Genomic DNA, 13520 nt, shown 5'->3' on the forward strand with positions numbered 1-13520 from the left:
AGTGAAGGCTGCGGGATCCTGGTGCTCAAGCGGCTCAGCGACGCGGAGCGCGACGGCGACCGGATTGCCGCGGTGATCCCGGGCAGCGCCGTCAACCAGGACGGCGCGTCCAGCGGTCTGACTGTGCCCAATGGTGGTGCACAGCAACGGCTTATCTCCACCGCGCTGGCCCGGGCCGGCCTGGCCGGCGGCGACGTCGACTACCTCGAGGCGCACGGAACCGGTACGCCGCTCGGCGACCCGATCGAGGTGCAGGCGGCCGGTGCTATTTACGGTGCCGCCCGTGACGCCAACCGGCCGCTGCTGATGGGATCGGTCAAGAGCAACATCGGTCACACCGAATCGGCATCCGGAGCCGCGGGTCTGATCAAGGTCGTGCTGTCCCTGCAGCACCGGGAGCTGCCGCAGAGCTTGCACTTCGATAACCCGTCACCGCACATCCCTTGGGGCACACTGCCGGTGAAGGTCGTCGACAAGCTGACCCCGTGGGAGCCCGATGGCCGGCCGCGTCGGGCCGGGGTGAGTTCGTTCGGATTTACCGGTACCAACGCTCACGTGCTGATCGAGGAGGCTCCGGCGGCACAGCCGGTGATCATCGACGAAGAATCGACTGACGACCTCGTGGCAACGCCGGACCCGAGCGGCAAGGAAGAGTCGGTCAACGTGCTGCCGCTGTCGGCGCGCTCCCCAGAGGCGCTGGTGGAATTGGCACAGCGCTACGCGTCCTGGCTGACCATTAACCCGGATGCCGACATCGCCGAGGTGTGCCGCACGGCCGGAGTGGGTCGCTCGCACTTCGAGCACCGCGCTGGGCTCGTGGTGGAGTCCGTGCAGAGTGCGGGCGCGGGTCTCGCCGACTTGGCCGCCGGCCAGCAGCGTCCCGGTGTGGTCCGCGGCGAATGCACCGACCGGCCCACGACGGCGTGGCTGTTCACCGGTCAGGGCAGCCAGTACCCAGGTATGGCACGCGAATTGTTCGACGCTGAGCCGGTTTTCGCGGAGACGGTGAAACGCTGCGCCGAGGCGGTCAGCGAGATCTTGCCGCAGCCGCTGTTGGAGGTGATCTTCGCCACCGACCGCGAGACCGGTGGCAAGGCCGGGGAAACGCTAAAGCACACGTCATTTGCGCAGCCGGCGCTGTTTGCGATCGAAATGGGTCTGGCCCGATTGTGGCAGTCGTGGGGCATCGAGCCCGATGTGGTCCTGGGGCACAGTGTGGGTCAGTACGCGGCGGCATGCGTCGCCGGGGTGTTCAGCCTCGAAGACGGTGTGCGGCTGATGGCCGAGCGCGGACGGCTGTTCGGCAGTCTGCCCGCGGGCGGACGGATGGTGGCGGTATTCGCCGACCCCAAGCTCGTCGAGCAGATTGCCGGCGAATTTCCGAAGGTGTCGGTCGGGGCGTACAACGGCCCCAACACCGTGCTTTCGGGTCCAGGAGAAGACCTCGAGCAGGTCGTCGCCAAGTTTAGCGAGGACGGGGTGCGCTGCACGTGGCTGGAAACCAGCCACGCCTTCCACTCGGAGTTGCTGGACCCGGTGCTCGGTGAGTTCGAGTCGTTCGCAAGCCAATTCGAGTACGCGGTGCCGACGTTGCCACTGGTCTGCAACCGCACCGGCGCCATCCTGACGACGGAAACCCCGCTGGATGCGCAGTATTGGCGGCGGCATTCCCGCCAGCCGGTGCAGTTCGCCGAGAGCGTTCGTACCGTTGCGGCGCTGGGCTGCTCGGTGCTGATGGAGATCGGCCCGCAGCCGGTGCTCACCGGGGCCGCGGTGCAGGTGTGGCCGGAGCATCTGGCCGCGCCGCGTGCGATCGTGTCGCTGCGTAAGGGTGTCGGTGACCGTGGCCAGATCGCTGATGCGTTGGCCAATGCCTACGTCAGCGGACACCGGCCCACGTTCGCCGCGCTGCACCCGGAGCGTGGCCGCAAGCTGGAACTGCCCACGTATCCATTCCAGCGCCGTCGCTTCTGGCCGAAGAGCTCGGCGATCACCGTCGACGGTCCTGCGACGTCCGGACTGCTGGGCAGCGGAAAGGATCTCGCTTCCGGCGACTCCGTCTACACCAGCAGGCTGTCGGTCAAGTCGCAACCGTGGCTGTCCGACCACGTGATCTACGGCACCGTCGTCGTTCCTGGTGCCACGTATGCCGCGATGGCTCTGGCTGCGGTTGGCACGCCTGCGCACGTCAAAGAGGTCTTCTTCTACGAGCCGATCATATTGCCGGAGAAGGCTTCTCGTGAGGTGCAGCTGCTGCTCCATCCGCTTGATGACGGCGACGGCTGGAAATTCCAGGTGCACAGCCGCCCTTACGGTGTTAGCGACGCCGAGTGGTCGTTGAACGCGGACGGGACGGCGGTCGCCGGCGCCGGAGACGAGCCGGAAGCCGATCCAGTGGAACCCGTTGACACAGCAATCGAGCGGATGGAGCGCATGCGCCCGCAGGAGCTGTTCGAGACTTTCGACGACATGGAATTGTCGTGGGGACCGAACTGGTCTGGATCGCTGAAGTCGCTGTGGCTCGGCGAGGGCGAGGCGATCGGCGACATCTCCGTCGGCGAAGAGCTCTCCGAGAACCTCGGAACCGAGCCGATGCATCCAGTCTTGATGGACCTGTGCACCGGTGTGGCCTTCCCCGCGTTCCCGGCGCTGCGCGCAGCCGAACAGGGCGTCAACGTCTTGTTCCTGCCGTTGCGCTACGAGCGAGTGACGTTGCGGGAGAAGATGCCTCGCCGGTTCTACTGCCGTGCGAAATGGCACACCAATGAACTCGACAGCGAAACCCAGGTCTTCGACCTCGACTACATCGATCGAGACGGCCGCAATCTGGGTGGGATCAAAGGCTTCACCGTCAAGCGGGCGCCGCGAGAGGCGCTGCTGCGCGGCCTCGGTGGCGACACGACCCGGCTGCTGTACACAGTCGGTTGGCACGAGGTGCCGCCGCCGAGCGATGACGCCGGGAACGTCAGCGGCACATGGCTGATTGCCGGGGACGGCGAACTTGCGGCCCAGGTACCGGGCTGCATCTCATTCGACCGGATCACCGATCCAGAGCTGCTGGGACAGCTGTTGTCGCAGGCCCACGAGAAGGGGATGCCGATCTCGGGCATCGTCTGGCGCGGCGCCGGACCGACTGCGGACGAGTCGACCGCTGAGTCCGCCGCCCGACTGGAGGCCGAGATTACCGGCCTGCTCAGCGCCGTGCACACATTGCAAGGCGGCGAGGTGAAACTGCCTGGCGGACTGTGGATCGTCACCGAACGAGGCGTGGCGACCGAAGCCAGCGAACCGGTTGACCCGGTGCAGGCTGCGCTGTGGGGACTCGGACGCACCATCATCAACGAGGAGCCGGGCTTGCGTTGCAGGCTCATCGATTCCGACGGAGCAGAGGGGGCCGCGCGCTCGTTGGCCGGCTTGCTCGGCGTACCAGTCGACGAACCGGAACTCGCACTGCGCCAAGGAAGGTTCCTGGCATCTCGATTGCTGCAGTGGTCGCGCAGCGGCAACCTGACGGTGCCGCGGGCAGACGACTACGCCCTGCTTCCCACCGAACGTGGCGCGATCGACAACCTGCGTCTGACCGAGGCGGAAGTGTCGGCGCCGGACGAGGGTTACGTGCAGGTGCGGGTCGAAGCCGCGGGCCTGAACTTCCGCGATGTGCTCAACGTGTTGGGCCTCTACCCGGGTGACCCGGGGCCGGTCGGCGGCGACTTCGCCGGCACCGTAACCCAATTGGGTGAGGGCGTCACCGGACTGGAGGTCGGTCAGCGGGTCTACGGCTCCATGCAGGGCGCGTTCGCCAGCCGGTTCAACGTGCCGGCCCAGTTCCTGGCGCCGATCCCGGACGGGGTGAGCGCGGTTGACGCCGCAACCATTCCGGCCGCGGCGCTCACGGTTCGGCTCTCGTTCGACTGGGCGAAGCTGAACCCCGGCGACAAGGTGCTCATCCACGCCGCCAGTGGTGGTGTCGGATTGGCGGCCATCCAGATGGCGCAACATCACGGTGCCGAGGTCTACGCGACTGCGAGCACCTTCAAGCGGGCGACGCTGCGCAAACTCGGCGTGAAGCATGTGTACGACTCGCGCACAACCGATTTCGCCGACCAGATCCTCGCGGACACCGACGGTGCCGGTGTCGACGTGGTGCTCAACAGCTTGACCAGCGAAGGGTTCGTCGAAGCGACCATCCGGGCGACTGCCCAGAACGGCCGGTTCGCCGAGATCGCCAAGCGCGACATCTGGACTCCCGAGCAGATGGCCGAGGCCCGACCCGACATCGCCTACGAGATCGTCGCGTTGGACACCGTGATGTTCACCGAACCCGAGCGCATCCGCGACTTGCTCACTGAGGTATCGGACGGGCTGGCCAAGGGGGAGTGGACACCGCTGCCCGCCGAGGTCTATCCGCTGACGGAGGCCAGGACGGCGTTCCGCCGCATGCAGCAGGCCCGGCACATCGGAAAGATCGTGTGCCAGATGCCGACTCCGCTGCAACCGCGCGGTGATCGGAGCTATCTGATCACCGGTGGGCTCGGTGCCATCGGTCTGAGCACGGCGTCGTACCTCGCCCAACTCGGGGCCGGCGACATCGTGCTGACCAGCCGACGGGAGCCGAGCGCGGAGGCGCAACAGACGATCGAGGAGATCACCGAGCGCTACAAGTGCCGCATCCACACCTTCTCGGCCGATGTCGGCGTGGAGTCGGACGTCGAGAAGCTGTTGGAGCGCATCCGCGCGGAGTTGCCGCAGCTCGCCGGGGTCGCACATCTAGCAGGAGTGCTCGACGACGCCCTGCTTACCCAGCAGGACCTGGACCGATTCCGGACCACGTTGGCGCCCAAGGCGTTCGGCGCCCTCCACCTGGACCGACTGACGAGGGACGACAAGCTCGACTTCTTTATTGTGTCCTCGTCGGTGTCGAGCTTGCTCGGCTCCCCGGGTCAGGCCAACTACTCGACGGCCAACGCGTTGCTCGACGGTTTGATCGCGGACCGCAAAGCGCACGGCCTGCCCGCCACCGGTATCAACTTCGGTCCTTGGGGTGGGGGCGGTATGGCGTCGTCGGAGGCCGCCAGTGCCAACATCAGTGCGCAGGGTCTGCTTCCGCTGGATTCGGCGGGTGCGCTGGGTGCACTCGCCGAGGTGGTCGCCAATGGCACCGGACAGGCAACCATCCTGAAGGCCAACTGGGCGCGTGCGGCGAAGGTGCTGGGCAGTTCACGGCCACCGATCCTGGATCTGGTGTTGCCGAGTGACATGGCCGAGGTGGTCGACAGTGAGTTGCTCAAGCAACTGCAGGTGATACCGGTGGCGCAGCGAGCCGGCTTCATCACCGAATTCCTGCAACGCGAAGTGCAGGGCTTCCTGCGACTCGCGTCACCGCCGGCCGCAACGAGCCGGTTCCTGGACCTGGGCACCGACTCACTGATGGCCGTCGAACTCCGAAACCGGTTGCACAGCCAGTTCGGTGGCAAATTCACCATCAACGCGACCGCGGTGTTCGACTACCCGACCATCGGCGGGCTCGGCGAATACCTCGCGGCTCAGCTACCCGATGCGGAACCGGAGGCCGAGACGGCCGCCCCTTCAGATGCGCCGACAGCGGAGAGCCCGGAGCCGGATTCTGGTGAAGCGCAAGCGGAGACGGCGACCTCCTCGTCGAACGGCTCGTCGAACGGCTCGTCGAATGGCTCGGGGTCTCCTACGGCGGCGGAGCATGACCCGGCCTCCGAGCAGAGTTGATGCTCTAGGCGTCGATCTCGTTACAGGTGCTCAGGCTTTACAGCGTGACGATGTCGTAGTCGCTGACCTGATCGATCAGCACGTGCAGTTGATCTCGCGTCGACCCGAGGGTGTGGTCGATCGCGGTCAGCCGCGCCGCGTAATGACCAACCGGGTATTCGTTGGTCATCCCGATGCCACCGTGCAACTGGATGGCCTCCTGGCTGATGTGGCGGCCGGACCGGCCGATCTGGAGCTTGGCGCGCGCCGCGATCACTGGGTCGAAGTTGCCGTCGGCGACGGAGAGGCCGGCGTAGAGGTTCATGCTGCGGGCCAGTTCCAGCGACACGTACATGTCGGCGGACCGCTGGGTCAGCGTCTGGAAGGTGTTCAAGGTGACGCCGAACTGCTTGCGCTGCTTGAGGTAATCGGTGGTCAGACGCAGCGCTTCCTCCATCACGCCGACCGCCTCGGCGCACAGCGCGGACTGGATGCGGACCAGGCCGTTGCGGATCGCCGTCGACGCGTCCACCGCATCGCCGAGGGGTTCGCCGGCGGCGTTGTCCAGGTCGATCTGCGCGCCGCGCTGACCGTCGAAGGTGCGGTACGGGTGGCGGCTGACGGCGTCACCGTCGACCAGGAACAACCCGACTCCGCCGTCGGGTAGCTTCGCGCTGACCACCAGGGTGTCGGCCGAGTCGCCGGCCAACACCGGGTTCTTGTGTCCGGTCAGCACCCACGAATCACCTTGCTGCACCGCCGTTGTCGCGACGTTGTCACTGAGGGTCCCGCGTGCCCCGGGCTCCAGGTGCGCGAACGCCAGCAGCCGCTGACCCTCGGCGACTTCCCCGAGCAGCTCCTTTTGTGCGTCGTTGCCGACTTCGGCGATGATCGCGCCGGGCCCCAGCGCCGCGTGCACGACCGGTTCGGGCGCCAGCCGGCGTCCGACTTCGGTGAGCACGGTGATCACCTCGATCTGCCCGGCCTCGTCGGGGTCGAATCCCAGTCCGAGGATCCCGGTCTCGGCCAGCTGCGTCCACACCTCTCGGCTCCAGCCCAGGTCGGACTCGACGGCTTTGATCCGACTCTCCGCGTCATAACTCCGCGCGAGCAGATCGCGAGTGGTGTCGCGAAGCAGCGTCTGTTCTTCGCTCAGTTGAAAGTCCATGTCTGTTCCTGCCTTACAAGCCGAGAATGGTCGACGCGATGATGGTGCGCTGAACTTCGTTGCTGCCGCCGTAGATCGATGTCTTGCGGTAGTTCAGGTAGTGCGGTGCGCTGCCCTGTGCCCATGACGGCGACGCGATCTCGTTGCCGGCTTCGAACGGCAGCGCGTCCGGACCGGCGACCTCGACGAGCAGTTCCGTTGCGATCTGTTGCAACTGGCTGCCGCGCAGCTTGAGCACGGACGATGCCGGGTTGGGCTTGCCCTCCTTGGAACCGGACGCGACCCGCATTTGGGTGAGTTCCAATGCCAGCAAGTCGTTTTCGGCTTCGGCGACCCGGGCGGCGAACAGCGGATCATCCAGCAGGCCTTTTTCGGCGGCACGCTTCTTGACGTCAGCGATCTTGACCTTGGTGCGGCCCACCTGCGCGATACCGGTCCGCTCGTTGCCCAGCAGAAACTTGGCGTAACTCCAGCCCTGATTCTCTTCTCCGACAAGCTGATCGGCGGGCACCCGGACGTCCTCGAAGAACACTTCGTTGACCTCGACGCTGCCGTCGATCAACTTGATCGGGCGCATAGTGATGCCTGGGGTGTCCAAATCGATGAGCAAGAACGAGATACCGGCCTGCTTCTTGGGTGCTTGCGGGTCGGTGCGCACCAGGCAGAAAATCCAGTCCGCGTACTGGCCGAGCGTGGTCCACGTCTTCTGCCCATTGACGACGTAGCTGTCGCCGTCGCGCAGCGCGGTGGTGCGCAGCGAGGCCAAGTCCGAACCGGCTTCGGGCTCGGAGAAGCCTTGGCACCACCAGATGTCCAGGGCAGCCGTGGGCGGGAGAAAGCGCTCCTTGATCGCCTGCGACCCGAACTCGGCGATGACCGGGCCGACCATCTTCGCGTTGAAGTTCAGCGGCTCCGGCACGGAGGCCAGCTGCATCTCGTCCAGCCAGATCTGATGCTGAGCCGGCGTCCAGTCCTTGCCGCCCCATTCGACGGGCCAGCTGGGCACCGCGAGTCCGTGCTCGTTGAGGATCTTGTGGCTGGTCGCGATGTCGTCGCGGTCGAGGCCTTCGCCCGCGCGGCTCCGCTCGCGGATTTCCGTGGGGATCTTCGTTGTATAAATCTCGCGTAGCTCGTCGCGGAAGGCGGCTTCGTCCTTCGTGAGTGCCAGTTGCACGGCAGTCTCCTCTAGCTGGATCAGACGGTCCTGTAATGCACGTTATCCGGCCGACCAACCAACCAGTCAGGCGGCTCGACGCTGAATCGTTCATGCACAGTCGTCAGCCGATCCACAGGCACTGCTTCTCAGCGGTTCGACGACGTTTTCGCGACGGTCGACGGCCCTACCGTCGACCCATGCGAACAGAACTGCCCGCCGAACGATTGCACCGCCGACTCGGCGCCCAGCCGAGCACGGTCGCGCAATCCGACGACAACGACGATCCCGACACCGACCCGAACTCGCTGTTGCCACGCTGGGTTCCGGACGGTTCGGCGCAGGACGACGGCGGCTGGCTGGCCAAGGTGCGCGCCGACCCGGGCCGCGCGGGCGCGATCGCTTTGGCCGCGATCGCGGCGATCGCGGTGCTGGTCACCGTCTTCACGCTGATGCGAGAGCAGCCCGCACCCGTGATGTCGGCCAAACTGCCGCCGGTTGACATGGCGGCCACGGCGAGCCACGGCCCTAGTCCTGGGCCTTCAACTAGGCCCAACCAGCCGGTGGTGGTCAGCGTGGTCGGTCTGGTGCACACGCCCGGTCTCGTCACGCTGACGCCCGGGGCGCGCATCGCCGACGCGCTGAAGGCCGCCGGTGGCATCACCGACGGCGCGGACACCGTCGGGCTCAACATGGCTCGTCAGGTCGATGACGGCGAGCAGATTGTGGTGGGGATGGCGCCGGTCAATGGGCAGCGCGCTACCCTGGGTAGTTCCGTGAGTCCCGGTTCGGCGGCTCCCGCCACACCCAGCACTACGTCTCGACCGACGAAAGGCGCCCCGAGCGCGCAGGTCGATCTCAACACGGCCACCGTGGAGCAGTTGGACACTCTGCCCGGCGTCGGGCCGGTGCGGGCGGCCGCCATCGTTGCCTGGCGGAACGCTCACGGAAAGTTCACCAGCGTCGACCAGCTGGGGGAGGTCGACGGCATTGGTCCCGGGCGGCTGGAAAAGCTGCGCCCACTGGTCCGTGTCTGAGGCAGGTGGCGCAATCATCCAGCGCCGGCCCGACGACGGCGCGGCTGGATGCGCGTCTGGTGCCGGCCGCGGTGACCAGTTGGCTGGTGACAGCCGCGGGAATCGTGTGGCCGATCGGGAACATCGTCGGGACGCTGTGTGCGGCCGGCAGTCTGTCCGGCGCGCTGCTGTGGCGTGCCGGCGCGCAGCGGTCGCGGATGCGGACGATCGGCATCGGCTTGGCCGCCGCGGGCGTCGTCGGTGCGGGTTTCGGGTTCGCGATCGCGTTGCGCGCCAACGCAGTCGCTCACCACCCGATCGTCGCGGCATTCGGCACCAGCGTGGAGGTGGCGGTCACGCCCACCGAAAGCGCCATACCAGTCGGCCACGGACGGCTGCTGTTCCACGCTGTGCTGCGTCAACTGGGGAGCAGCGAGACTTATGGCCGCGCAGTTGTTTTCGCGCCCGCGCGCGACTTCGGCGCGGTGATGGTCGGCCAGCCGATGCGGTTTCGCGCCAGAATAACCCCGCCCAAGCGTCACGATCTGACGGTGGCCGTAGTTACTGCGATCGGTAGGCCGACCACCGGCCGCGCCGGGCCGGTGCATCGGGCTGCCTACGCGGTCCGGGCGGGGTTCGCGGACACGGCTCGTCGCGTGCTGTCCGCTGACCAGGCGGCGATGCTGCCGGCGTTGGTCCTGGGCGATATGTCCACCGTCAGCCCGGTGACCGGGCAAGAATTCCGCACGGCCGGTCTGACGCACCTGACCGCGGTGTCCGGGGCGAATGTCACGATCGTCTGCGGAGCGGTGCTGTTCTCATCCCGCCTGATCGGCCCGCGGGCCGCGGTGGCGTTGGCCGGCATCGCTTTGGTGCTGTTCGTCATCGTGGTGCAGCCGACTGCCAGCGTGTTGCGGGCGGCGGTGATGGGCGCGATCGCTTTGGTGGGTGTGCTGTCGTCACGGCGCCGGCAAGCGATTCCGGCGTTGGCCGGCACCGTGCTGTTGTTGATGGTGGTCGCGCCGCAGTTGGCGGTCGACGTGGGCCTGGCGTTGTCGGTGGTGGCGACGGCCGCGCTGGTGGTCATCGCGCCGATCTGGTCTCGCCGGCTGGTCGCGGCGGGTTGGCCCAAACCGCTGGCCGACGCCGTGTGCGTGGCGTGTGCCGCGCAGTTGGTGACGGCGCCGCTGATCGCCGGCATCTCCGGCCGGGTGAGCCTGGTGTCGGCGGCGGCCAATCTCGCGGTCGCGGCGCTGATCGCGCCGATCACCGTGCTCGGCACGGCCGCGGCCGCGCTGTGCCTGTTCTGGCCGTCCGGGGCGCAGCTGCTGATCCGGTTCACCGGCCCCGAACTGTGGTGGTTGTTGCGCATCGCGCATTGGGCCACGAATATCCCCGCGGCAAGTGTGCCAGTACCGGACGGGATCGCCGGTGTGCTGGCCGTCGGCGTCGCAGGGCTGCTGACCGTGCTGCTGTGGCGCTGGCGATGGTTCCGGGCCGGCCTGGCGCTGGCAGCCTGCGCGCTGCTCGCCTGGTCGTTGTCGGGTCTGCTGACAGGGCCCGGCGGCCCTGTCGGCCGGACGTGACACGATCAACCGGTGAGCCAGCAGGATTCGGCATTGCATCTCGTACTGGGGGATGAGGAGCTGTTGGTCGAGCGCGCCGTCGCTGACGTGCTGCGCGCGGCACGTCGGCGCGCCGGCACCGACGACGTCCCGGTGAACCGGGTGCGGGCCGGCGACGTCGGTGTCTACGAGTTGGCCGAACTGTTGAGCCCGTCGCTGTTCGCCGACGAGCGCGTCGTCGTATTGGAAGCCGCCGGAGAAGCCGGTAAGGAAGCCGCCGAATTGATCGCGAACGCCGCGGCGGATGTCCCGCAGGGCACCGAGCTGGTGATCGTCCATTCGGGTGGCGGGCGAGCCAAGGCGCTGGCGAATCAGATTCGCGCGCTGGGCGCACAGGTGCATCCGTGCGCGCGGATCACCAAGGCCGGCGAACGCTTGGACTTCGTCCGCAAGGAATTTCGCGCGTGCAAGGTCAAGGTCGACGACGACGCGCTGGCCGCGCTGCTCGATGCGGTCGGTTCTGATCTACGCGAACTCGCTTCGGCCTGTTCACAATTGGTGGCCGACACCGGCGGGCACGTCGACGCCGCCGCGGTGCGGCGCTACCACAGCGGCAGGGCCGAGGTGAAAGGCTTCGATATCGCCGACAAAGCCGTGGTCGGCGATGTCGAGGGAGCCGTCGAAGCGCTGCGCTGGGCGATGCTGCGCGGCGAGCCGCACGTGGTGCTGGCGGACGCGCTGGCCGAAGCCATCCACAGCATCGGGCGGGTGGGGTCGCTCTCCGGCGACCCCTACCGGCTGGCCGCCGAACTGGGAATGCCACCGTGGCGGGTGCAGAAGGCGCAAAAGCAGGCGCGACGATGGTCGCGTGACTCGGTGGCTACCGCGATGCGGCTAGTGGCCGCGCTGAACGCCGACGTGAAAGGCGCAGCCGCGGACGCGGACTATGCGTTGGAAGCAGCGGTGAGAAAGGTTGCCGAGCTCGTCGCGGACTAGCTGCCGAGCTTGTGGAGAGCGTGTGCCAGCGCCGACTTCTTGTTGGCGGCCTGATTCTTGTGGATCACACCTTTGCTGGCTGCCTTGTCCAGCTGGCGGCTGGTGGAGACCAGCAGTTCGGCGGCCTTGTCCTTCTCGCCCGCCTCGGCGGCCTCACGGAAATGGCGGACCGCCGTGCGAAGCGACGACTTCACCGACTTGTTGCGCAGTCGATTGCGCTCGTTGGTGCGGTTGCGCTTTTGCTGCGACTTGATGTTGGCCACGCGTTTTTCCTTCGTAAATCTCAGCGGCTTGTGGTGTCACGGTTTGCCGTAGCGCGATCTCACGCTTAAGCGGCGACTGCCTAGGGTATCAGTCCCGGATGCATTCACCCAAAGCGAAGACCGACGGCCTGCGCAGCAGGCAGATCTGATGCAGCATGGCACAGTGGCCCTTCGAACCTTGCCCGGAGAAACCAAACGGCAACAGCGCAGCAAGCCGCAGTCGGTCTACGAGCAGATCTTTGACGGCTACAACGCGGCGGGTGGTAGCTACGCGGAAGCCTTCGACGAGATGTTCGACGCGCAGGGAAACGTTCGCGGCCCCTACAAGGGCATCTATCGAGAGCTGGCGCCATCGGATTCCGCCGACCTCGACGACCGCGCCGAGGCGCTGAGCCGGGCCTTCGTCGACCAGGGCATCACGTTCTCGCTGTCCGGCCAGGAGCGGCCGTTTCCGCTGGACCAGGTCCCGCGAGTCATCTCGGCCGCCGAGTGGACGCGGCTGGAGCGTGGCATCACCCAGCGCGTCAAGGCACTCGAGGCATATCTCGACGACATCTACGGCGATCAGGAGATCCTGCGTGACGGCGTCATCCCGCGCCGGCTGATCACCTCTTGCGAGCATTTCCACCGTCAGGCCGTCGGCATCATGCCGCCCAACGGCGTGCGTATCCACGTTGCCGGCATCGACATGATCCGCGACGAGAAGGGCACCTGGCGGGTCCTCGAAGACAACCTGCGGTCGCCGTCGGGAGTGTCTTATGTGATGGAGAACCGGCGGACGATGGCGCGGGTCTTCCCGAACCTGTTCGCCAGCCACCGGGTGCGTGCGGTGGACGACTACGCAGCGCACCTGCTGCGGGCGCTGCGTAATTCCGCGGCCACCAACGAGGCCGACCCGACGGTGGTGGTGCTGACGCCGGGCGTCTACAACTCGGCGTATTTCGAGCATTCGCTGCTGGCCCGCCAGATGGGCGTAGAGCTGGTCGAAGGCCGTGACCTGTTCTGCCGGGACAACCAGGTCTACATGCGCACCACCGAGGGAGAGGTGCAGGTCGACGTCATCTACCGGCGCATCGACGACATCTATCTGGACCCGATGCAGTTCCGGCCTGATTCGGTGCTGGGCGTGGCCGGCCTACTCAACGCGGCCCGCGCGGGCAACGTGGTGATCTCCAGCGCCATCGGCAACGGGGTGGGCGACGACAAGCTCGTCTACACCTACGTGCCGACCATCATCGAGTACTACCTCGGCGAGAAGCCGCTGATCGCCAACGTCGACACCTTCCGGTGTTGGATGGACGACGAGCGTGAAGAGGTGCTCGACCGAGTCCACGAACTGGTGATCAAACCCGTCGAGGGTTCAGGTGGTTACGGCATCGTCTTCGGCCCGGAAGCGTCCAACAAGGAGCTGAACGCGATCAGCAAGAGCATTCGCGATGACCCGCGAGGCTGGATCGCGCAGCCGATGATGCAGCTGTCGACCGTCCCGACGCAGATCGGCGACACGCTGACGCCGCGCTACGTCGATCTGCGGCCGTTCGCGGTCAACGACGGTGACGACGTGTGGGTGCTGCCCGGTGGCCTGACCCGGGTGGCGCTGGTCGAAGGGTCGCGGGTGGTCAACTCCAGCCAGGGCGG

8 protein-coding genes are annotated in these 13520 nt (G+C 66.8%); 5 read left to right on the forward strand and 3 right to left on the reverse strand.

Annotation, left to right across the window (positions count from 1 at the left end; genetic code table 11):
• Window positions 1-5742, forward strand: a 5742-nt coding sequence (locus VN856_RS11770; RefSeq protein WP_414686935.1) for an SDR family NAD(P)-dependent oxidoreductase, incomplete at its 5' end; no start/stop codon positions are given.
• A gap of 37 nt (window positions 5743-5779) precedes the next feature.
• Here VN856_RS11770 and VN856_RS11775 read toward each other — a convergent pair.
• The gene (locus VN856_RS11775) at window positions 5780-6889 is read right to left on the reverse strand and encodes an acyl-CoA dehydrogenase family protein (protein ID WP_325689159.1); all 1110 of its coding nucleotides are present in this window, start codon (window positions 6887-6889) and stop codon (window positions 5780-5782) included.
• A gap of 13 nt (window positions 6890-6902) precedes the next feature.
• Complete coding sequence (locus VN856_RS11780) at window positions 6903-8063, reverse strand: acyl-CoA dehydrogenase family protein (RefSeq protein WP_325689161.1); 1161 nt, start codon at window positions 8061-8063, stop codon at window positions 6903-6905.
• Between the two features lie 179 nt (window positions 8064-8242).
• Here VN856_RS11780 and VN856_RS11785 point away from each other — a divergent pair, with 179 nt between their 5' ends.
• From VN856_RS11785 to holA, 3 genes are read left to right on the forward strand one after another with little or no spacing between them, the layout of a single operon-like run.
• Complete coding sequence (locus VN856_RS11785) at window positions 8243-9079, forward strand: ComEA family DNA-binding protein (protein ID WP_325689163.1); 837 nt, start codon at window positions 8243-8245, stop codon at window positions 9077-9079.
• A 5-nt stretch (window positions 9080-9084) separates the two neighbouring features.
• Window positions 9085-10644 carry a ComEC/Rec2 family competence protein gene (locus VN856_RS11790; RefSeq protein ID WP_325689165.1) on the forward strand — a complete coding sequence of 520 codons (1560 nt, stop codon included), beginning with the start codon at window positions 9085-9087 and terminating at the stop codon, window positions 10642-10644.
• Between the two features lie 12 nt (window positions 10645-10656).
• Window positions 10657-11619, forward strand: a complete 963-nt coding sequence (holA, locus tag VN856_RS11795) for a DNA polymerase III subunit delta (protein ID WP_325689167.1) — start codon at window positions 10657-10659, stop codon at window positions 11617-11619.
• Here the strand turns inward: holA and rpsT are convergent.
• On the reverse strand, window positions 11616-11882 hold the full coding sequence (rpsT, locus tag VN856_RS11800) for a 30S ribosomal protein S20 (protein ID WP_325689169.1): 267 nt from the start codon (window positions 11880-11882) through the stop codon (window positions 11616-11618). The two genes, holA and rpsT, sit on opposite strands and share 4 nt — an antisense overlap.
• Before the next feature lie 178 nt (window positions 11883-12060).
• Between rpsT and VN856_RS11805 the strand changes: the two genes are divergently transcribed.
• A partial coding sequence (locus VN856_RS11805) for a circularly permuted type 2 ATP-grasp protein (RefSeq protein ID WP_325689171.1) occupies window positions 12061-13520 on the forward strand: 1460 nt, incomplete at its 3' end.

Origin of the sequence: Mycobacterium sp., assembly GCF_035603715.1 — a bacterium.
GTDB lineage: Bacteria > Actinomycetota > Actinomycetes > Mycobacteriales > Mycobacteriaceae > Mycobacterium.

Bases quoted from the DNA above. Each gene is read 5' to 3' on its own strand.
- VN856_RS11775 (WP_325689159.1), bottom strand. From the start codon at position 6,889: ATGGACTTTCAACTGAGCGAAGAACAGACGCTGCTTCGCGACACCACT.
- VN856_RS11785 (WP_325689163.1), top strand. From the start codon at position 8,243: ATGCGAACAGAACTGCCCGCCGAACGATTGCACCGCCGACTCGGCGCC.